Source organism: Thermoplasmata archaeon (assembly GCA_035532555.1).
GTDB lineage: Archaea > Thermoplasmatota > Thermoplasmata > Lutacidiplasmatales > UBA184 > Lutacidiplasma.
Genome location: DATKQS010000009.1, coordinates 153,144 through 172,951, shown reverse-complemented (window position 1 = coordinate 172,951; position 19,808 = coordinate 153,144). Strand labels below are relative to the sequence as shown.

The following is a 19,808-nucleotide window of genomic DNA, read 5'->3' as shown; positions in this document are numbered from 1 at the left end:
TCCCGACGGAACGGGGAGCAGTTATAGCGTGCGCAACGCACCCATGAAGGCGGCACGAACCGCCCTGCACTCGGGAGCCGGGCTCGGGAACTGGTTTCAACCCGCCGGCCGGCGCTCGCGCGCACCGAGGGGTCCGACGGAGCCTTTAATAGAGGGGGTCGATTCGATTTTTCGAGAGCGACGTGCCGAGCAAGAAGACGCTCCATATCGAGTCAAGCGGGCAGCTATGCATCTACTGCGGCGCCTGCGTCGGGGTCTGCCCGCTCAACTGCATTTACCTCGATGAGACCCGCATCACGTTCGATGAGAAGATCTGCACTCGCTGCGAGATTTGCGTGAAGGCGTGCCCCGTCGGAGCGATCGAGATCGACTGAGGCGTGGATTCTCGGGAGCAAGATCATGGTCCAGGATCTGAAGACCGATGTCCTCGTGATCGGTGCCGGGCCCGCCGGCTCGATGACGGCCAAGTGGGCGGCCAAGCAGGGCGCCCGTGTGCTCGTGATTGAGAAGCGTCAGGAAATCGGCAGTCCCGTGCGCTGCGGCGAGGGGATGAGCAAGGACTGGCTTCCCGAGGTCGGCATCAAGCCCGGGAAGTGGATCAACCTCGAGGTCGAAGGCGCCCGGATCTTCGCTCCCAACGAGACGGTGTTCGAGATCAACGAGAAGAACGCCGGTAACGAGGTCGGCTACGTCGTCGAGCGGGACGGGTTCGATAAAGCGCTCGCCATCGACGCCGCGAACGCCGGAGCGGAGTTCCTCCTCAAGACGGCCGCCGTCGGGGTCCTGAAGGACGGCGGACGGGTCGTAGGTGCGCGGATCAAGCAGTTTGGGGAGCCGTTCGAGATCCGCGCGAAGGTGACGATCGCCGCCGATGGTTTCGAGAGTCAAGTGGGCCGCTGGGCGGGCCTATCGACCAACATTTCCACCCGGGACATGGACTCCTGCCTCCAGTACCGGATGACCAACGTCGACTGCGACACCCGCTACTGCGACTTCTACCTCGGGAAGGTCGCCCCGGGGGGCTACGTCTGGATCTTCCCCAAGGACGAGGGACTCGCGAACGTCGGGATCGGCGTGCAGCTCAGCAAGATCACGGGGATGGCCGAGGCCCGCAAGTACCTCGACGACTGGATCGCGAAGCACCCGGCCTACGCGAAGGGAAAGAAGATCGACATGGTCGGTGGAGGCGTCTCGATCTCCCCGCCCGTGAAGCAGAGCGCTGCTGACGGGATCATGATCGTCGGGGACGCCGCTCGGATGATCGACCCGCTCACCGGCGGAGGCATCGCGAACGGATGCATCGCGGGCAAGATCTGCGGAACCGTCGCCGCCGAGTCGGTCCACGCCGGCGACTTCTCCAAAGCGTTTCTCGATAAGTACGACCGAGGCTGGCGCGCCCGCCTCGAGGAGAAGCTCTACCGCAACTGGCTCGCCAAGGAGAAGCTCTGCACGCTCTCCGACGAAATCTTCAACAAGCTCGTCGACGCGCTGTCCACCGTCCACTTGCAGAAGCTCAGCGTCCACAACATCCTCAAGGCCGTGCGCGACAAGCATCCCGAGATCACCCAGGAGTTCGCAGAGTTCCTGTAAGGAACGCGCGACGATCGCTTCCATGCCCGGCGCCCCCAACCGTCCTCCAGGGAACACGCCCCCTCCGCCCCCGGTCCCCGCCGTAGCGGTACCGCCGGAGAAGAAGGTCCTGCGCCGACTCGCTCCTTCGCGCGTGACCCTATCGCTGGACATCTGGCGCGGGGCACCGAGCTCCGACCTCGTCTCCCCGCTCGAGCGCGCGGAAGCCGCCTACACCGCGGGCGATTGGCGGGAGGCCACAAGCCAATTGGACGCCCTGGCCGTGCGCCTGCACGAACCCCGGTGGCCCACGATCTCGGAGCCGTTCCGCTCGCTGCGCGTCGCGATCCCGTTCCCGCAACCTCCCCAATGGAACCCCGAACTCCAGATGACGCCCGCCGACCGGGAGGCCATGCACGATCGGAAGACGGCAGAGCTCCAGCTCGCCCTCGCGCGCTCGTCCATCGAGTTCGCCCGGGCGAAGAGCCTGGAGACGGCGGATCTCGCCGCCCCGATCGAGCGAGCCGCGGCTGCGCTCGCCGGTCCGGGCGTCGACCCGGCCTTCTACGAATCGATCGATCCGATCTGGGAGGCGATTCGCGCGCGCGTCCCGATGCCGAAACCCCCGGGCACACGGGGCTCACCCCCCGTCGCCGCGCCGACGCCCCCTAAAGAGGCGTAGACCCCGCCCCGGAACATGGCCGCGGACGAGGACGGGTCCTCTCTCGATACCGGTCGCCGACCGGTCCGGCGAGGCGAGGGAGAGGTCTCGCAGTGGCCGCGGGGCCTCGTCGAGTACGTCACCCGCGGGCCGGTGGACGAGGGAGTGCCATCCGAGGACGAGGATCGCACCGCGCAGCGACTGCATCTCGTTTCTCGCCTCATCGCCGTCCTTCGAGCGCGGGGGATCGATGTCGCCCCGTACGTCGAACGCCTTCGCAGCGCCGATCGCGTCTATCGAGACGGAGACCGGCCGCAGGCTTCGCGCCTCGTCGACAATCTGATCGGCGACCTGGGTGAACGGGCCGTCACGGAGTTCCCGGCTTCCGAAGCGGACCGCTAGGTTTTGAACCGGCCGGCTCTCGGAGTCGACGATGGCACCCGCGCGGTTCGGCACCTTCTCGATCGTCGCCTACGATCGGGATCGGCAGCTCTGGGGAGTGGCGGTCCAGTCGAGATTCATCAGTGTCGGTTCGGTCGTTCCATGGGCGGAGGCCGAGGTCGGCGCCGTCGCGACGCAAGCCTACTCGAACGTGCGATACGGCCCCGAAGGACTGGCTCTCATGAAGTCGGGGCTCCGGGCCTCGGAGGTGGTTCGTAAGCTGACTTCGGCCGACGAGGGAAGGGACCATCGCCAGCTTGGCGTGGTGGACTCGAAGGGCGAAGCAGCGGCCTACACCGGAGCGAAGTGCATGGACTGGGCCGGCCACGAGGTCGGCGATGGGTTTGCCTGTCAGGGGAACATCCTCTTCGGCCCGGGCGTCGTCCGCGCCATGGCGCGCACCTTCGAATCGACCCCGGGAGACCTCCCGGAGCGCTTGCTCGCGACCCTGAGCTCCGCGCAGCGGGAGGGGGGCGATCGCCGCGGAATGCAGTCGGCGGCGATGCTCATCGTTCGCAAAGGCGGCGGGTACGACGCGGGATCCGATCGCTGGGTCGATATCCGGGTGGACGATCACCCGTCGCCGATCGAGGAGCTCAAGCGGATCTTCAAGCTCTACGATCTCACGATGCTCAGTCGGGAGGACCCGGCAACCCTCCAGACGATCGACGCGGACCTCGCGAAGGCTCTCCAACACGACCTCGGCGTGCTCGGATATTACAGCGGTCGGTCCCATGGGGTCTGGGACGACACGAGCCGAGCGGCGTTCGCGAAGTTCATCAACGAGAACAATTTCGAGAACAAACTGCGGGACGATGGGAAGGTCTGGCCCTCGATCATCGTCCACCTGCGCGAACTGTCGCAGAGCGAGGTCCGGCGTCGCACGAAGACGGCCCCGATCGTCTCGGGTGCGCTCTCCCAAGGGCCGGGAGCGAAGGCGTCTGGGGGGAGCCCATCGACGCACGAGAAGCACCACGCGTCGAAGTGACCGTGGAGATCCGGCGCACCTGGCCGTCGGCCAACATCGCGACGCGCATCGCCCAGGCCGTCGCCGTAGACAATCCGGAGTACGTCGAGGTTCTCGCGCAGGGGGCGGAGCTGATCGTGCGGGTGCGATCGAGCTCCGCCGCGAGCGCGCGAGCGAGCGTCGATGACCTCCTGGCCTGCCTGCACGCCGCCGAAGAGACCGTCGCGATGACGAAGCGCTAGGGGCCCGGGCCGAGGAGGGCCGGGAGGATCTCCTCCCACGGTCCGGCGAGCCCGAGGTCGACACTGCGGAAGACGGCCGCGCCCGGGTCACGATTGATCGCGATCAGGCGATGCGCGCGACGCCAGCCGACCATGAAGTTCGCGCTGCCCGAGGTCCCGATCAGGATCCCGAGCGGTGGAGCGACCGACCGACCCGTGAGGCCGACCTGAAGGTGCGGGGGAACCCATCCGGCATCCACCACGCGACGCGAGGCCACGAGGGCCATCCCGCGGGCGGCGAGCGTCGGCAATAGAGCACGGACCTGTTTCAGCCCTTCGATCCCCATTCCCAGGCCGACCACCACTCGGGCGAGGTCCGGTCGACCGAACTCGGGAAGTCGCTCGATCCCGTCGTCGAGCTTCTGGATGGGAGTGGCGGGCGGCTCGAACGGGATGTCGATCCAGTCGAGGGAGACGCCGGCGAGGGGGCCGATATGCGCGCTCCTCCGGGGGCGGAAGGTAACGATGCTGGGTCGGCTCCGGGTCACGACGCTCGCGCGGTGCGCGCCACCGAACGATGGTTTGGTCCACACGAGCTGACCGGCGGGGCCCGAGTGACAGTCCTCCACGTCGGTCACGATCCCCAGAGCGCGTCGCCCGGCGAGGCGCCCGGCGATCTCGCGCCCGGTGAGCGTGCTTGGAATGAGCACGGCGGCCGCGTGCGGACGACGATCCATCGCCCGCTCCAGCCCGAGCGTGGCGACCACCGAAAGGATGCGGTCGCTCGGCCCGTGCAATCCGTACCCTCGGACCGCGCCCGCGCGCAGCAGCCGTTCGGCATCCTCCGAACTCGGATGAGGGCCGACCCAGACGGCGGATGGCCAGTGATCCGGGATGCGCCGCCGTATCTCCGAAAGGACCTGGAGGGCGAGCGGATCCGAGCTCCCATCGGGCCCGCTCGCGAGGACGAGTACTTCGCGATCGTACGATCCATCGGTCGCGAGGGTTGGGAACGGCTCGCCTTCGGGCGTCGTAGGGCCAGCGAGCGCGTCGATCCACTTCCGACCCTCTCGGATCCCCTCCGCGAGCGTTGGACCCGAATAGGTCCGTGGGATCCGTAGGGGAGCGTCCAATGCGACCTCGACGAGCGTCGTTTGCGAACCCGCCCGACCGACCTCCCGCGGTCGAAACCCAAGATCGGAGATCGTCCACCGCTCGATCGGGCGGGTCGCCGCTGCGGCGAGCTCCGCGGGCGTCCCCTTTCTCGGCTTTGCGATCTTCTCTCCGACCGCGATGAGGCAGGGCGCGGTCACCCGGTAGCGAGCCCAGCCGTCCTCGGTATCGGCCGTGACATCGAACTCGAAGCCGGACTCGGAACGGGCGATCGATCGGGCCCGCACGATCGGCGCCGCCCACAGCAGCGGCGCGAGGGCTCCAGGGAGGATCCCGCTCTCCCCGTCCGTCGAGCGATCCCCCATCAATACGAGCGAGCGGCCGAGCCGCTGCACCGCACGTGCGAGCACCCGCGCGGTCACGAGCGCGTCCGAGCCGATCAGCGCGTCGTCGGAGATCAGGATGACCCGATCGACCCCGATCGCGTACGCCTCCACAAGAAGGGGTGCGATCTCGGGCGGTCCCATTGAGACGAGATGGACTCTCTCGCCGGGTCGCCGAAGATCGAGCGCCACGCGCAACGCGCGCTGATCGAACGGGTTGAAGAATGCCGTTGCACCTACCCGGACGACCGTTCGCTCCTGCGGATCGAACCGCAACGCGTCGCGATCGGGCGTCGCCTTGACGAGTACGGTGAGGTCCATGGTCGTGCGACCCTCCTCTAGCAACCACCGCGGGACTTAACCCGGAACCGCGGGTCCGCCGAACGGATATGTAGCGTGCCCCGATGGCGCGTACGTGGATCGGGCGGAACTCGCGACGTCCGCGCTATCGGTCTCCCCCCCGGGCGGCGTGTCACGGGAGGTCGCTCGCTACGCCGTGGCGGTCGCGATCACCGTCGTTGCCATCGCGAGCCAGTATTTCGTCCCGCAGCTAGTTCCTGCCTTGCAAGCGATCTACGACAACCTGCCGGGCGACCTCTCCGTAGTCTATGGGATTCCGATCGTCGCCTTCCTGGTCCTGGTGGGCACGGGACCCCTGCGCCATGCGACCGACCGGATCCATTCGGCGGTCTGGGAGGGATTCCGCTGGTACGGGTCGATGGCCGCCGTGGCGCTGGTGGTGACCGCGATCCTCACGATCGCCTACACGATACTGGACCCATCCGCGCTCGCGTTGCTCGACCGTCCGAACCCCGCGCTCGAGCTCGCCCAGGGCAACCCCTGGTTCTTCGTCGGGTTCTCCTTCGTCATCGGGGCGTTCGAGGAGACGATCTTTCGTGGGTGGATATTTGGCTTCTGGCTCGGCCGGACGCGTGGATGGATCGGGCCCGCGATCTGGACGAGCCTACTATTCGCCGCCGTCCACCTCTACTACGGGACCACCTACGGAGCCGCAGCCCCGCTGATCTTCCCAACGCTCTTCCTGACGGGCTTCGCGTTCGCCGCGGCGATGCGCCATTCCGGTGGAAACATCGTCGTGATCGCCCTCCTACACGGGGCGACCGACGCCGCAGCGTACCTTACGCTCGTGTCGACAACCGATGGCTTGGTGCTCCATTACGGACTGGTACTGATCGGGCTCGCGATCGCTCTCGCGACGTATCTGAGCATGACCTACCGGGTCTTCGATCCGCCGGCCGGCTGGTGGCCCTCCGACTCGACCTCGCACTCAGAACTGCCGTACGGAGTGGGAGGGGAGCCGCCGTCCTGGAGCTCGGGGCGCTTGTCGGGGCCGCTCGACCGGCGGGAAGGGCCGTGTCGGGTCCTTCGGACCCCCTCCGTTAGCATCTTGAACCGCTCCCGCCTCCCGCCGGAGGAATGGCGGCATCCGACGATGCGCACATGCGCGAGATCCTAACGAAAGCACACCGGATCGCGATCGTCGGACTCTCCGACAAACCCGAGCGAGACTCCAATGAGGTCGCCCGATACCTCCAGTCCCAAGGGTACTGGGTGATCCCCGTGAACCCGACCGTTCCCGAGGTGCTGGGAGAGAAGTCCTACGCCTCCCTGACCGCGGTACCGATGGACATCCATCTCGACATCGTCGACATCTTCCGAAAGAGCGAGGATGTGCCCCCGATCGTCGACGAGGCCATCGCCCGAAAGGCCCCGACGATCTGGATGCAGAGCGGCGTCGAGCATCACGAGGCGGCCGCAAAGGCCCGGACGAGCGGCGCGACCGTGTACGAGAACCTGTGCATCATGGCCCAGCACCGCCGCCTGCGCATTCCGGCCAAAGGACGCGGACGCTAGTCCGGAGGAGTTCCATGTCCGTATCGCCCTCTCCGGTACCGGCCTCGCCGTCTGCGGTCCCCGGAGCGCCGCCTGCGCCTCCGAAGCCAGCAGCCGCACCTCTCCCACCGCGCACCGGCCAGGTCATCGACCGAGGGACCGTTCGACGGGAGTCGATCCACGCCGAGACCTGGGCGATCGACGGAACGGCCAAGGTCCTCGGCAACGTGGACGTCGGCCAAGCGGACCTCCGCGGGTTCGTGACCATCGTCGGAGCCCTCAGCGCCGACCGGGTGCTGGCTCGCGGAGAGCTCGAAGTGGTCGGAATCGTGACGACGCGCGGAACGCTCGAGGTCCGCGGGCAGTGCCGTACGTTCACCGATGTCGACGCCACGGACGCGGGGTTCGATGGCACCGTACACATCGGAGGCGCGCTCCGAGTCACCCGCCTCCTCCAGATCCGGGGCCAACTCGCGGTCGTGGGCTCCGCCAGCGCTGGATTCTTCCAAGCGGACGGGCGGTTCGAGATCCGAGGTACCCTCCGAGCCCCCCGGGTGCAGGCGACCATCCGGGGAGTGAGCCACATCGGCACGGTCGAGGGCGGCGACGTGCGATTCACGCTGCCCGTCCGGCCGCCGATCCTGCGCTCGATCCTCGAGAGCCCGACCCTGGACATCGACCGGATCGAGGCGGAGACGGTCCACATCGAAGGCGTCACGGTCCAGTACCTCCGGGCCGACCGGATCGTAGTCGGGCGCAACTGCCACGTCGTACGGTACGACGGAACGATCGACTCCTGTCACCCATCGAGCCATCTCGGGCCGGAATCCCGGTCCCCGCACCCACCGGGAATGTCGCGCTGAGCCGCCGGCGGGCCGCTTTTATCTCCCCCTGTCCCGTCGCACGACGCATGCCCGCGGAAGACGAGGGAGGGAGCGGGAGCCCCTCTCCCACGGCGATCCAGACCCGGGTATCGGAGTACTGGAAGCGGGCGGGCGTGATCGAACGCGCGCTCGCCGACCGCCCGGGAGCCCCGACGTTCCGATTCACCGAGGGCCCTCCCTCTGCGAACGGGCGACCCCACATCGGGCACATCCTCCCCCGGGCCACCAAGGACCTTCAGCTCCGGTATCGCCGCATGCGCGGCTACCGGATCATCAGCGAGATGGCCGGCTGGGACTGCCACGGTCTTCCGGTCGAGATCGAGGTCGAGAAGCGTCACGGCCTGAAGTCCCGGAAGGAGATCGAGGCCTTCGGAGTGGCCCGGTTCTGCGACGAGTGCCGCGCGACCACGCTCTCGGTCGCGGCGATCTGGGAGGAGATGAGCGAGCGCCTCGGCTACTGGCTCGATTATACCCATCCTTACACCACGATGCAACCCTCGTACATCGAGAGCGTCTGGTGGTCGCTCAAGGTTCTCTTCGATCGCGGTCTCCTCGAGAAGGGTCACTACGTGCTCCCGTACTGCCCGCGATGCGAGACGACGCTCTCCTCGCACGAGGTCGCCCAGGGCTACAAGGAGGCGACCGATCCGTCCATTACCGTCCGCTTCCCGCTGCTCGGAGAGATCGGTCCTCCGCGCTCCCTCCTCGTCTGGACGACAACCCCGTGGACGCTGGTCTCGAACCTTCTCGTCACCGCGCGTGCGGACCTTACCTACGTCGTCGTTCGCCTTAGCGATGGTACCGAAGGGATCCTCGCCGAAGCCGCGCTTCCCCGGTACTTTCCTGCGGGAGCCGATATCGTGACGCGACTGACCGGCCGCGAACTGGCCGGCCGGGAGTATCGCCCACCGTTCCCGTTCGTGCCACCGGGACCGGGGCGGTTTCGCGTGGTCCTGGACGACATGGTCGCGACCGATGAAGGAACGGGGCTCGTTCACTGCTCCCCGAACTTCGGGCCGGAGGATCAGCGGATCGGCGCCCGGGAGGGCGTCGGTGGGTTCGATCCACTGGATGGGCGCGGCGTCTTCACTTCCCTCGTCCCCCTCGTCCAGGGAAAGTGGTTCAAGACCGCCGATCCGATCCTGATCCAAGACCTCGCAGATCGTGGACTCCTCGAGAGAAACGAGTCGGTGCGCCACACCTACCCGTTCTGTTGGAGATGCGAAACTCCACTCCTGTACCGCGCGATCGATTCCTGGTTCGTCCGCACGTCGCGCTTCTCGGAGGCGCTCGTCCGGCACAATTCCGGAGTCGCCTGGATCCCCGCGCACCTGCGCGCGGGTCGCTTCGGCAACTTCCTGACCGAGGCGAAGGACTGGGCACTTTCCCGCAGCCGGTACTGGGGGACCCCGCTGCCGATCTGGATGTGCTCGAATGGCCACCCCACCTGCATCGGAAGCTTTGCCGAGCTCGAGGAACGCTCGGGAGAAGGGCTCCCACCGGAGTTCGACCCCCACCGAGTAACGGTCGACCGGATCGCCTTCGCCTGCCCCGCATGCGGCGAGAAGAGCGTGCGGGAACCGTACACGATCGACGTGTGGTACGATAGCGGAGCGGCACCGTTCGCTCAGTTCCACTATCCCTTCGAGCCGGGGCCGTTCGAGCCCGCGGCGCCCCTCGACTACGTCTCCGAGGCGATCGACCAGACCCGCGGCTGGTTCTACACGCTCCTGGTGCTGTCGGTCGGGCTGTTCGATCGCCCCGCCTACCGTGCGGCCCTCGTGACCGGTCACGGCCTCGACACCACCGGCAAGAAGATGTCGAAGTCCAAGGGCAACGTGCTCGAGCCGCTCGCGCTTCTCGAGCGGTTCGGCGGGGACATGGTCCGGTGGTCGGTTCTCGTTGTCGACTTCACCGAGGGGATGCGCATCGCGGAAGACACCATCCGACAGGCCGGGGCCCGGACGCTCGGGACGCTGACGAACGTCGTCGCGTTCTATCGGCAGAACTCCGAGGCGGACGGTCTTGCGACCGTATGGGAGCGGCCCCGACCGGAGAACGCGCTCGATCGGTGGCTGCTCTCCCGCCTGGAAGCAACGCGCAAGATTACGACCGACGCGCTCGAGTCGTTCGATCCCCGGCCCGCCGCCCAGGCGATCCGCTCGTTCGTGGATGATCTGTCGACCTGGTACCTCCGACGCTCTCGGCCCCGATTCTGGGCCGAGGCGAACGATCCGGCGCGTCGGGAGGCGCACGCGACCCTCTCCTACACGCTCTCCGTGACCGCTCGCCTGTTGGCCCCGTTCGCTCCGTTCACTGCCGAATGGATCCACCAGGAGCTTTCGGACGCGCCGTTCACGGAATCCTCGTCCTCGGTCCACCTCGGGGCGTGGCCCGAAGGGGCCGGCAAACGCGACGAACATCTCGAGCGAGGCATGCAGAGGATCCGCGAGCTGGTCGAGATCGGACGCGAGCTCCGCCAGCGGGCCCAGGTCAAGTCGCGGATACCGCTCGCCGAACTCGTCTTCTTCTCACGCGGTCCCGCGGACACCGAGCCGTGGAGGCGCGAGCGGGACGAGATCCTCGCCGCCGAGCTCAACGTTCGCCGCGTGACGTTCGCGCCCCAGGCGGATCCGAAGGACTACCCAGAAGCGGATTGGGTGCTTCGGCGAGAGGAGGGGGCCACCCAAGCGGCGCTCTCCCGACGGCCAACCCCGGAGCTGCTCGAGGAGGGGCTGGTCCGGGAGGTGCTCCGCCGGCTCCAGCAGACGCGCAAGGAGATGCAGCTGAAGTTCACCGAACTGGTGGCGATCCGCATCGGGGCGACCGACTATATCCACCGCGCCCTCGCGCGGCATCGAGAGACCGTGGCGCGGGAACTCCTCGCCGAACCTCTCGATCTCGTCGATGCGTTGCTCCCGGACGGACCCGAGGTACGGAGCTGGGAGGTCGAAGGATCCCGCTTTACGGCGCGGATCTCCCGGAAGGAGCGCCCCTCCGCGGGGCCACCGGCCCGTTCGGCTCGACCTCCGCAAAGACCTCGGCCCGGAACCGCTCGACGACGGTCGAGGCCTGTCGCCACGCGGCGAAGGGCAGCCCGGCTTTCTCGCACGTCGCATCCAGGAACTCGGAAGCGTCCCAGCCCTGATCGACAGCGACCTGCGGGAGCAACAGCCCGCTCGCGCCCCGAGCGCGTACGATCAGCCCATCCCGCCCGACCTCGACCGAAGCGAGCCGGCCCTCGGGGTCGGAAGCGGCGATCGGCTGGGGCGGCGTGAGGATCGACACCTCGACCACGATCCGGTCGAACTCCTCCGGGAGGAGGGATGGGAATCGGGGATCCTCGTGCGCGCTGGCCACGGCGGCGCCGCGGATCGCCTGTTCGAGCGGCAGGACGGGCAGGGGGTATCCTATGCATCCTCTCAACCTCCCCGAGGGGTGGTCGACCAGGGTCACGAACACGCCTCGGGACTCCTCGGCATCGGGAGGGGGTGTGCCCATGGGACGGGCGGGGAGACCGAGGGAGCCCGCGATCGCCGCGCGCGCCTCACGCACGGCCCACCGCCCCGTGCTCAGAGCGACCATGCTCCCGAGAGGCTCGGTCCCGCGATAGCGGTTCCCGGGACCCGAGGTGCTTGTGGTCGACGACGCCGAGGCGAACCGGGAAGAGGCGGTTCCCGAGGCCCTGCGGTTGGGACACGCTTTATACGGGTCCACGGTCCCGCCGCGCACCTATGCCGTTCCCCGAGGCGGTCGAGCGACTGCTCAACAAGAAGATCTGCATGAGCTGCTCGGCACGGAACCCTCCGAAGGCCGTCCAGTGCCGCAAGTGCGGCTACAAGGGCCTGCGCGTCAAGTCCCGCGAGCGTTCGGGGAAGACCCAGTAACGGATCAGCGCGCCGCCGTGCGGCGCGCCGCGGTCCGCTCTTCGCGATCGAGGTAGAAGCGCTTGCGCAGCAGGAACCAGCCGTTCCGCACCCCGTCGCGCCAGCTCGAGAGCTTGGGATGGCCGACCCGCTCCCCGTACCGAATCGGAACCTCGAGAACGTGGAACCCGCGGATGAGCGCCTCGATCTTGAGCTCCTCGCTCATCGCCATCCCATCCTGGGTGAGAACGACCCGGTCGAGGATCGAACGACGGAAGACCCACAGTCCGCTCTGGCTGTCGTGGATCGGAGTGCCGGTCGGCCCCGTCAGGTACCGATGGTAGGCGATCTCGAAGGAGAAGTTGAGCACCCAGTTCCCGATCCGGTGCTCGGTTGTCATCGCCTCGCGCGTGACATACGCGAGGCGATCGCCCGTGAGGAAATCGAGCCGCTCATCGATCAGGCGTCGGACGAGGGCGGGGATCTCCTCGACCGGGTACGTGCCATCGCCGTCGGATGTCGCGACGATCTCTCCGCTCGCCTCGGCAAAGCCCGTCCGATACGCCCGTCCGTACCCCTTGCGACGTTCCACGATCACGCGGGCACCCTCGGCTTCGGCCGCAGCTCCCGTCCCGTCGGTCGAGGCCCCGTCGACCACGAGGACCTCCCAGTCGATCGGATCGTCCCGGAAGATCGTGCGATTCGCCTGTTCCGCGGCCCCCCGGAAGGTGCGGAGCACCGTGGTGATCGAACCCGCCTCGTTGAGGGTCGGGACGACCATGCTGGCGCGCATTAGAACCTCTCGCAGACCGCCGACCCCTTAAACGCCTCGTCCTCCTGGGCACTCTCGTGCCGCGGGGTGCTTCCGGCCTTCGCCCGCGCCGCCGGTGGGGAAGTTTTCCCACCACGGCCGACATGGGGATCTGGGCGACCGGAGGGTCGCCGGCCGAGCTCTTCGAGGCCCTCGGGCTCGGACTCTTCGCCCTTCAGACCGATCTACGGCGCGTGGAAGCTCGGGAGGAACGCGCCCTCAGCGCCACCGGCGTCGACCCGATCTCCCTTACGGTCGCCTACCTCAACCAGCTCCTGTTGCTCCAGACCGTCGAGGGCTTCCTCGTCCGTTCGATCGAGGCACGCCCGATCGGCCGGCCTCCGACGGGGATCCTCGCGAGCGTCTCCGGGGAGAAGTACGACCCGACACGCCACCACCTCCGGATCGAGGTGAAGGCGATCACTCTCCACGACCTCGTGATCGACCTGGAACGGGGCCGGGCGCGGGTCATCGTCGACATCTGAGCGGAGCGAACTCCCATCGGAGGAGTGAACAGCGGCGGGCCCACGGTTCGGTTCAGGGCATCCGCTGGACGATCTCTTGCAACGCGGCGCCCGGTCGGGGCAGGCGCCCGGCCTTCCCGAGGATCCGCTCGAGGGCCGCGAAGACGACCAAGAGATCGGGCCAGTCGGCGATCCCCATGTGCCCGATCCGGAAGATCTTGCCCGTCAGCTCACCCTGACCTCCCTGCACCAAGACGTTGTACTGGCGCTCGAGGGCCCTGCGGACCTGAGCATCCTCCATTCCGCTGGGGTTGCGGATCGCGGTGACCGTGTCGCTCGCGTAGCGCGGGTCGGGGAAGAGTTCCAAGCCAAGGGCGCTCGTCGCCGCTCGGGTGGCCTCCGCGAGCCGGCGGGTCCGGGCGAGCCGCCCTTCGAGCGTCTCCTCGCGCAGGAGCACGAGGGCTTCCCGCAGCGCGAGAAAGAGAGGGACGGCCGGCGTCCACGGGGTGTCGTTCTTCTCGAGCGACGTAAGGTGCGCCTTCAGGTCGAGATAGTACGTTCCGGGGTGCAGTTCCCGGACCGCGCGATCGGAAAGATGGACGATCGCGAGGCCCGCCGGAGCGGCGAGCCCCTTCTGGGGGCCCGCCACGAGCGCGTCGATGCCCCAGGCATCGATATCGCAAGGGATCCCGGCGACCGCGCTGATCCCATCGACCAGGAACAGCGCGCCGGATTTGCGTACCGCGGGGGCGAGCGAAGCGATATCGTTCGCGAGCCCGACGCTCGTCTCGTTGTGCACGACGCAGACCGCGCGGATATCGCCCTTCTCGAGCTCGGTCCGAGCCGCCTCGAGAGGGATGTTCTGGCCCCACGGAGCGCTGATCGTCGTCACCTGCGAAGAGTAGCGGCGCATGATCGCGTCCGTGCGTTGCCCGAAGTTCCCGTTGCTGAGCACGAGGGTGCGCCCCTCCTTCGGGACGAGGCTGGAGTAGACCGCCTCGAGACCGGAGGTCCCGCTGCCCGTGAGGATGACCTGGTGACCCTTCGTACCGAAGAGCACGGGCAACAGCTCGCGGATCTCGGCCACCACCCCGTGGAAGTAGTCACCCCGATGGTTCAGGGACGGCATCGACATTGCGCGCAGCACGCGCGGATGGATGCGGACCGGTCCGGCGATCAGGAACGTGGCGGTTTCGGGATCGAACGTCATAAGGCCCCGCTTGGCGGGAGCACGCGCGCGGTCAAAGGCTCTGCGCGGGCCGCGCGCAGGATCTCGTCCACGACGAGGTTCCCGGCACGCGCCTGGCCTTCCCGAGTGGAAGCGCCAATGTGCGGGGTCGCGATGACGTCGGGCCGTTCGAGCAGCTCCCGGAGCTTGGGTGGTTCCTCTTCGAAGACGTCCAGCGCCGCGCCGGCGAGTCGTCCGGATTTCAACGCCGCGAGCAACGCCGCCTCGTCGACGAGGGGCCCCCGCGCCACGTTGATCAGCACCGCGCCCGGCCGCATCTGTTCGAGCGCGCGGGCGTCGATCAGGTGGTGGTTCTCCGGGGTGAGGGACGCATGCAGACTGACGATGTCCGCTCGGCCGAGCAGGGTCGGTAGATCCACAAGCTCGGTCGCGTCGACCGGGGCGCGAAGGAAGGGATCGTAGGCGATCGCATGGACGCCGAACGGCACCAGTCGCCGCTGGACCTCGCGCGCGATCCGACCGTACCCGATGTAGCCGATCGTGCGCCCGGCGATCTCCCCGCCGTTGGTGCCGCGCTCCCAGCCCCCGGCCTTGGTCGATGCGATCCCTGGCCACATCCGGCGGACGAGCATCAGGGCGAACGCCACCGTGAGCTCGGCGACGCTCGCGGTCGCGGCACTGGGCGCGTTGACGACGTCGATCGACCGGGCTGCGGCGGCGTTCATGTCGATGTTGTCCACCCCAACCCCCGCCCGAGCGATGACACGCAGGTGGGGCGCGTTACGGAGCACTTCCTCGGTCACCTTCGTCCGGCTGCGCACCACGAGCGCCCACGCGGTGGGAAGCGCGGCGCGGAGCGCGCCGGCGCCGGCCGTGGCATCGACCACGGTGCAGGGTCCCGAGCGCAATCGATCCACCGCGGCTCGATCGATCGGGTCCGCGATCACTACGATCCGAGCGACATCGGGCACGGCACGGCGAATCGAGTGGGGAGCTAAGCCTTTCCGCTCTCTCTGGACCTAGGGCACCTTCGGTACGGTCGTGCGTTCGAGCGCTACCCGCACGATCTCCTCACCGCGGATCCCACGGATCCAGGGCTCGGCCTTGACCGTGATGCGGTGGGCGAGCGCGGGAATGGCGTAGGACTTCACGTCGTCGGGGAGCACGTAGTCCCGCCCTTCGACCAGCGCGCGGGCCCGCGCGATGCGGACGAGCGCGAGCGAGCCCCGGGGGGAGGCGCCGACCTCCGAACGCGGGTCGTCGCGCGTCGCGCGGACGAGATCGACGATGTAGGACTCGATGGAGGGGTCCACCGCGACCTCCTCTACCGAGCGCTGCATCTCCTGGAACTCCGAGAGGGTCAGGACGGGGGGAACCTCGACCGTCTCTTGCTTGCGCTCGCGACGACGCTTCAGGATCTCTCGCTCCTCCTCGATGGTGGGGTACCCCACCCTCAATCGAAGGAGGAACCGATCGATCTGGGCTTCCGGTAGTGGATAGGTTCCTTCGAGCTCGAGCGGGTTCTCGGTGGCGAGGACAAGGAACGGTCGGTCGAGCGGGTACGTCGATCGTTCGCTGGTGACCTGGTACTCCTGCATCGCCTCGAGCAGAGCCGACTGCACCTTGGGGGGAGCGCGATTGATCTCGTCGGCCAGCACCAGGTTCGCGAACAACGGGCCGGGCCGGAAGCGGATCTGTCGATCCACCTCCAGGATTTCGGTGCCGGTGATGTCGTGCGGCAGGAGGTCGGAGGTGAACTGGATCCGCTGGAACTTCAGCCCGAGGGCCTGGGCGAAGGACTTCGCCATGAGCGTCTTGCCGAGGCCCGGAAGATCCTCGAGCAGGAGATGCCCGTCCGCGAGGAGGCCCACCGCAATCTGGTCGAGGACCGCGTCCCGACCTACGATCGCCCGGTGGACGGCCTCGCGGATCCGGCCCATCCGAACGCGCGTCGCGGCCCCGTCCATCCTCCGTCCCTCGTGCTTCACGAACGTCGACCGGTATATGTGGCCGCCTCCGCTATTCCCCGACCGTAACGATCCGCATCACCGTAGGCCGATGCCCTCTCCGCGGTCTGACCCAGGCCGGGGCTGTCGGACACCGGGGTTGTCCTCACTTCACTCCCTGCGGACGACCCGTCCGCGTTGGGTCGAGAGGGACCCTTCGACGGTACCCGAGCGCGACCTTGAGGCCGCGCCGATCGCACGAGAGGGGCCGTCGGCTAAATCGTTGGCGTGTCGGGCGCATCGAACGTTTCGGGATGGCTGAGCACCCAGGCGACCGCGAGGAGGCCTCCCACCAGGAGCCCTGCCGCGACCCCCACGTAGACGTATCCCGGCTGGATGAGCAGCGAGCTCGAAAGGGCCACCGCGAGGCCGAGCGCCGGCAGGAGGAGCACATCCCCGGAGCGTCGCAGGTTGCCGCGCGGCAGCTCCGGGTCGTCCGCAAGCCAGACGAAGAGCGCGAGCGCGGAGACCCCGGCCAACAGATCGGTGACGAGCGAGGTCGGAACGACGAGGGTGAGGTATCCGAGGGAGGCCACGGCCGGCAGGAACTCGTATGGCCGGACGCTCCGTCCAGCGAACGCGCGCAGCGCCCCGGCAGCCACGAATCCCACGATGGCGATCGCGATTCCCGCCAGAGCTCCGTGCGGGTCCCAGATCCCGAGCCCTACCGCGACCGCCGCTCCGGCCGCGAGCAGGCCCGGGCCCTCAGGGCGCAGGGTTCGGGGCGGCGCGGTCGGTTTTGTCGTCACGAACGCCTCCGCGAGCCAAGTCCCGCTCGCAGCATCGCCTGGAAGCCCGCGAGCGACCAGTACTCCTCCCAATCGATCACGGGAGCGTCTTTCCAGACCCGGGTGATCCGCTCGTGGCGGGCTAAGCGCAGCAGCCGGTGCATGAGCGCGAGGTCCGCCTCGCTCCATCCCGGCGGATCGGAAGCCGCGGTGATCGGCGAGGGGCTCAGCACCACGGTCGGGAACCCTCGCCGGCGGAGGTAGGGAACGAGACGGGCGGCCTCCTCATCGGCGAGGGGGGCGAGCAGGATCGTGGTGACGCCGGCAGGAAAGTAGCGTCGCATCGCGATCGCGCATCGTTCGGACGGCCCCGCGACGGTAGCAACGTGGCTGTCCATCAGCACGTGGCGGATGCGGAATCGCTGGGCCCGACCCGCTCCGAGCGGGACCGCCGTCAGGAACTCCCCGTACGTGGCCACGCCGACCCGGGCCTTCTCCCGAAGGAAGGCTCCGGCGATCCCCAGGGCCGCCGCGCGCGCGACGCCCACGACTCGCTTGTCGACCTCGGGGCCGAGCCCGGTCGGGCGCAGGTCGAGGACGAGCAGGATGTCGCCCGTACGCTCGAGATGGAACTCGTTGACCCACGTACGCCCCGAACGTGCGGTGGCAGCCCAATTGATCTGACGCGGCGGATCGGATGGAAGTGCGATCCTCAGACCGAAGAACTCTCCGCTCGAACCGAGCGCGCGGGAGCGAGTCTCCCCAGGAAGGACGATCGTCCGCATGAGCCGGACACGTCCGATGCGACCGATCTCGGGAGGATATCGCTCGATCGAGAGCTCCTCGGCGACCGGTCGAATCGATCGCTCGACCAGACCGAGCGGGTCGACCCATAGGACCTCGGGCACCGCGATCTGGGTGATCAACGGCTCGTGGGCCCTCCAGAAGAACTCGAAGTTCAGGGAGCCCTCGGCGTACTCGAAACGAGGCGGAGCGCGAACGAGGAGGCCGGGAGGCCGGTCCAGCCGTAGTCGAAGCTCCTGCGGCCGGAGCGCACGCTCGCTTGGTAGGACCCGTCCTCGGATGGTGACCTCCTCTTCGCCGCCGTACACACTCCAGTCGAGCACCGCGCTCGCCCGTCGAGGACCGAGGAGAGCCGCCCCGAGGGGGGCGAGCAGGAACGGCAATGCGAGGAAGAGTGGAACCGGGGTCCGCGCCGCCAACGCGAGCACGAGAAGGACGGCTCCGATCCCATAGAAGAGCCAGGATCGGGGCCGCCATTGGAGCCGGGATTGCTCGGTCTCCCCGCCGAAGATCACAATTCCCGCTCCAACTGTTCGACCCGGGTGGCGATGTACCTGCGGAATCCCGCGGCGTTCATCGATGCGATCGCGGCGAGCTCGCCCCGGGGGCGAGAGGGTAGCCGGGGGTTCGGTCCGGCGCGCTCGACGTGATCGAGCAGGAGGACCAGCTCCTCTCGGTGGATCCGGTCGCCCGCGAACGCCTGGAGAGCCCGGAGCGAGGGCCGGCTATCTGGAACGCGCACGGGTCTGCGATCCTCGCCGCGGCTAGCGAGAGCGCCGTACAGGCCGAGTGCGGCCGCGAGCATCACCGCCGCCGCACCCGCGGGCACGGCCAGGGCGAGGTTGGGTCCTACCGCGACCGCGAGCGCGATGGCGATCGCGATGAGGGCGAGCATCCCTACGATCGCGCCCGTGGATGGAGCTGCCGTCACGCCCGATGGGCCTCCTTGGCGTCCAGCTCCTCGATGGCTCGCTGGATGGCGGACTTCGCCCGGGCCACTTCCCCCGGTCCGATCAGGTGCGGCGAGTAGCGGGCCTCCTCGAAGAGGTGCGTGATCTCTTGCGCGGTATCGGGCCGGATCCCGAGACGCATCAAGTGGCCCCGCCGGATCTCCTCGGCGGTCTGCCGATCCGTGTCCCCCACGATCGGAGTCAGGCGGTCCAGGAGCAGGCCGTACAGGCGCACGAGCACCGTCCGGGGCTCCTCGTCCGCGTCGAGTGCAGCGGAAGCCTGCACGAGCACCTCGCGAACCTCCTCGTCGGAGGGGATCGGGCGTGCGGCTCGCGTGCGTTCACGAGTCCCGAGCATCCGCAGGGCTACCGCTGTCCCGACGAGCGCGACCACCGCAACCAACGCGAACAGCGCCCACGGGGGGATGGATAGGTGGAGTGGTGCGAAGCCTGTGCCCGACCCGGTACCGTTCGCCCCGGGGGAGGCGTTGCCACCCCCCGACGTGTCGTTCGAGCCCGGGCCCACGGGGCTCAGTGGCAGCAGGCTTCCACCCCCGAGGCCCCGACCCACCACCGCGAAGACCGTCAGGAGGACGATCGCGGTGAGCAGCACGGCGAGGATCCGGGCAGGGTAGGGCATGGTTCGTTGCCGGAGCCGGTCGACGATCAGGAATCCGGCGACCCCCAGGACTCCCGCCACCAGAATCCATTGGAACGCCGTCTCCGAGAGCTCGAGGAGGGTGGGAGAGGTCGAGGAAGAGGCAGGCGCCGTGGCGGAGGCCGTCAAGAGTGCGGCCGCACCGCCCACGGCGAGCGCGATCCCCAGGATCAACACCCAGGAGAGCGAAAACGCCGGAGGGGAACGGCGGATCGCGCTCATCCCTACCGGTACGCACC

Annotated in this window: 21 protein-coding genes; 12 read left to right on the top strand and 9 right to left on the bottom strand. The window is 68.3% G+C overall.

Going from position 1 to position 19,808, the window contains the following annotated elements:
• Positions 1-182 precede the first annotated feature (182 nt).
• From VMV28_02760 to VMV28_02735, 6 genes are read left to right on the top strand one after another with little or no spacing between them, the layout of a single operon-like run.
• On the top strand, positions 183-374 hold the full coding sequence (locus VMV28_02760; protein HUZ79525.1) for a 4Fe-4S binding protein: 192 nt from the start codon (positions 183-185) through the stop codon (positions 372-374).
• A 37-nt stretch (positions 375-411) separates the two neighbouring features.
• Entirely contained in the window at positions 412-1,590 is a 1,179-nt protein-coding gene (locus VMV28_02755) for an NAD(P)/FAD-dependent oxidoreductase (protein ID HUZ79524.1), read from the top strand.
• 22 nt (positions 1,591-1,612) lie between these two features.
• Positions 1,613-2,251, top strand: a complete 639-nt coding sequence (locus VMV28_02750; GenBank protein ID HUZ79523.1) for a hypothetical protein — start codon at positions 1,613-1,615, stop codon at positions 2,249-2,251.
• A gap of 15 nt (positions 2,252-2,266) precedes the next feature.
• On the top strand, positions 2,267-2,632 hold the full coding sequence (locus tag VMV28_02745) for a hypothetical protein (protein HUZ79522.1): 366 nt from the start codon (positions 2,267-2,269) through the stop codon (positions 2,630-2,632).
• 31 nt (positions 2,633-2,663) lie between these two features.
• Positions 2,664-3,659, top strand: a complete 996-nt coding sequence (locus tag VMV28_02740; GenBank protein ID HUZ79521.1) for a DUF1028 domain-containing protein — start codon at positions 2,664-2,666, stop codon at positions 3,657-3,659.
• The gene (locus tag VMV28_02735) at positions 3,656-3,880 is read left to right on the top strand and encodes a KEOPS complex subunit Pcc1 (GenBank protein ID HUZ79520.1); all 225 of its coding nucleotides are present in this window, start codon (positions 3,656-3,658) and stop codon (positions 3,878-3,880) included. Before VMV28_02740 ends, VMV28_02735 begins: the two co-directional genes overlap by 4 nt.
• Here the strand turns inward: VMV28_02735 and VMV28_02730 are convergent.
• Positions 3,877-5,676 (bottom strand): FAD-binding protein, encoded by a 1,800-nt coding sequence (locus VMV28_02730; protein HUZ79519.1) that lies wholly within the window; start codon positions 5,674-5,676, stop codon positions 3,877-3,879. The two genes, VMV28_02735 and VMV28_02730, sit on opposite strands and share 4 nt — an antisense overlap.
• Before the next feature lie 94 nt (positions 5,677-5,770).
• Here VMV28_02730 and VMV28_02725 point away from each other — a divergent pair, with 94 nt between their 5' ends.
• The 5 genes from VMV28_02725 (at position 5,771) to VMV28_02705 (ending at position 11,980) form a co-directional block, all read left to right on the top strand.
• The gene (locus tag VMV28_02725) at positions 5,771-6,832 is read left to right on the top strand and encodes a CPBP family intramembrane glutamic endopeptidase (GenBank protein HUZ79518.1); all 1,062 of its coding nucleotides are present in this window, start codon (positions 5,771-5,773) and stop codon (positions 6,830-6,832) included.
• A complete protein-coding gene (locus tag VMV28_02720; protein HUZ79517.1) occupies positions 6,793-7,230 on the top strand; it encodes a CoA-binding protein in 438 nt (145 codons plus the stop codon). The genes VMV28_02725 and VMV28_02720 overlap by 40 nt, the downstream gene beginning before the upstream one ends.
• 14 nt (positions 7,231-7,244) lie before the next feature.
• Positions 7,245-8,072: a hypothetical protein gene (locus VMV28_02715; GenBank protein HUZ79516.1), complete on the top strand. Its 828-nt coding sequence runs from the start codon at positions 7,245-7,247 to the stop codon at positions 8,070-8,072.
• A gap of 47 nt (positions 8,073-8,119) precedes the next feature.
• The gene (ileS, locus tag VMV28_02710) at positions 8,120-11,371 is read left to right on the top strand and encodes an isoleucine--tRNA ligase (GenBank protein ID HUZ79515.1); all 3,252 of its coding nucleotides are present in this window, start codon (positions 8,120-8,122) and stop codon (positions 11,369-11,371) included.
• 456 nt (positions 11,372-11,827) lie between these two features.
• Positions 11,828-11,980, top strand: a complete 153-nt coding sequence (locus tag VMV28_02705) for a 50S ribosomal protein L40e (GenBank protein ID HUZ79514.1) — start codon at positions 11,828-11,830, stop codon at positions 11,978-11,980.
• Between the two features lie 4 nt (positions 11,981-11,984).
• Here the strand turns inward: VMV28_02705 and VMV28_02700 are convergent, their stop codons facing one another.
• Positions 11,985-12,752, bottom strand: coding sequence for a glycosyltransferase family 2 protein (locus tag VMV28_02700; GenBank protein ID HUZ79513.1), 768 nt, complete (start codon positions 12,750-12,752; stop codon positions 11,985-11,987).
• Between the two features lie 56 nt (positions 12,753-12,808).
• On the opposite strand from VMV28_02700, the gene VMV28_02695 reads away from it, so the two are divergent.
• Positions 12,809-13,255 (top strand): archease, encoded by a 447-nt coding sequence (locus tag VMV28_02695; protein ID HUZ79512.1) that lies wholly within the window; start codon positions 12,809-12,811, stop codon positions 13,253-13,255.
• A gap of 52 nt (positions 13,256-13,307) precedes the next feature.
• Here the strand turns inward: VMV28_02695 and VMV28_02690 are convergent, their stop codons facing one another.
• From VMV28_02690 to VMV28_02660, 7 genes are all read right to left on the bottom strand, one after another.
• Positions 13,308-14,444 (bottom strand): alanine--glyoxylate aminotransferase family protein, encoded by a 1,137-nt coding sequence (locus VMV28_02690; protein ID HUZ79511.1) that lies wholly within the window; start codon positions 14,442-14,444, stop codon positions 13,308-13,310.
• A complete protein-coding gene (locus tag VMV28_02685; GenBank protein HUZ79510.1) occupies positions 14,441-15,394 on the bottom strand; it encodes a hydroxyacid dehydrogenase in 954 nt (317 codons plus the stop codon). Before VMV28_02685 ends, VMV28_02690 begins: the two co-directional genes overlap by 4 nt.
• 48 nt (positions 15,395-15,442) lie before the next feature.
• Complete coding sequence (locus VMV28_02680) at positions 15,443-16,390, bottom strand: MoxR family ATPase (GenBank protein HUZ79509.1); 948 nt, start codon at positions 16,388-16,390, stop codon at positions 15,443-15,445.
• A 254-nt stretch (positions 16,391-16,644) separates the two neighbouring features.
• Positions 16,645-17,178, bottom strand: a complete 534-nt coding sequence (locus VMV28_02675) for a hypothetical protein (protein HUZ79508.1) — start codon at positions 17,176-17,178, stop codon at positions 16,645-16,647.
• On the bottom strand, positions 17,175-18,476 hold the full coding sequence (locus VMV28_02670) for a DUF58 domain-containing protein (protein HUZ79507.1): 1,302 nt from the start codon (positions 18,474-18,476) through the stop codon (positions 17,175-17,177). Before VMV28_02670 ends, VMV28_02675 begins: the two co-directional genes overlap by 4 nt.
• Positions 18,473-18,892, bottom strand: coding sequence for a hypothetical protein (locus tag VMV28_02665; protein ID HUZ79506.1), 420 nt, complete (start codon positions 18,890-18,892; stop codon positions 18,473-18,475). The genes VMV28_02670 and VMV28_02665 overlap by 4 nt, the downstream gene beginning before the upstream one ends.
• Entirely contained in the window at positions 18,889-19,791 is a 903-nt protein-coding gene (locus tag VMV28_02660; protein ID HUZ79505.1) for a DUF4129 domain-containing protein, read from the bottom strand. The genes VMV28_02665 and VMV28_02660 overlap by 4 nt, the downstream gene beginning before the upstream one ends.
• Positions 19,792-19,808: the final 17 nt, after the last annotated feature.

Bases quoted from the DNA above. Each gene is read 5' to 3' on its own strand.
- VMV28_02750 (HUZ79523.1), top strand. From the start codon at position 1,613: ATGCCCGGCGCCCCCAACCGTCCTCCAGGGAACACGCCCCCTCCGCCC.
- VMV28_02745 (HUZ79522.1), top strand. From the start codon at position 2,267: ATGGCCGCGGACGAGGACGGGTCCTCTCTCGATACCGGTCGCCGACCG.
- VMV28_02740 (HUZ79521.1), top strand. From the start codon at position 2,664: ATGGCACCCGCGCGGTTCGGCACCTTCTCGATCGTCGCCTACGATCGG.
- VMV28_02730 (HUZ79519.1), bottom strand. From the start codon at position 5,676: ATGGACCTCACCGTACTCGTCAAGGCGACGCCCGATCGCGACGCGTTG.
- VMV28_02720 (HUZ79517.1), top strand. From the start codon at position 6,793: ATGGCGGCATCCGACGATGCGCACATGCGCGAGATCCTAACGAAAGCA.
- VMV28_02715 (HUZ79516.1), top strand. From the start codon at position 7,245: ATGTCCGTATCGCCCTCTCCGGTACCGGCCTCGCCGTCTGCGGTCCCC.
- ileS (HUZ79515.1), top strand. From the start codon at position 8,120: ATGCCCGCGGAAGACGAGGGAGGGAGCGGGAGCCCCTCTCCCACGGCG.
- VMV28_02705 (HUZ79514.1), top strand. From the start codon at position 11,828: ATGCCGTTCCCCGAGGCGGTCGAGCGACTGCTCAACAAGAAGATCTGC.
- VMV28_02700 (HUZ79513.1), bottom strand. From the start codon at position 12,752: ATGCGCGCCAGCATGGTCGTCCCGACCCTCAACGAGGCGGGTTCGATC.
- VMV28_02690 (HUZ79511.1), bottom strand. From the start codon at position 14,444: ATGACGTTCGATCCCGAAACCGCCACGTTCCTGATCGCCGGACCGGTC.
- VMV28_02680 (HUZ79509.1), bottom strand. From the start codon at position 16,390: ATGGACGGGGCCGCGACGCGCGTTCGGATGGGCCGGATCCGCGAGGCC.
- VMV28_02660 (HUZ79505.1), bottom strand. From the start codon at position 19,791: ATGAGCGCGATCCGCCGTTCCCCTCCGGCGTTTTCGCTCTCCTGGGTG.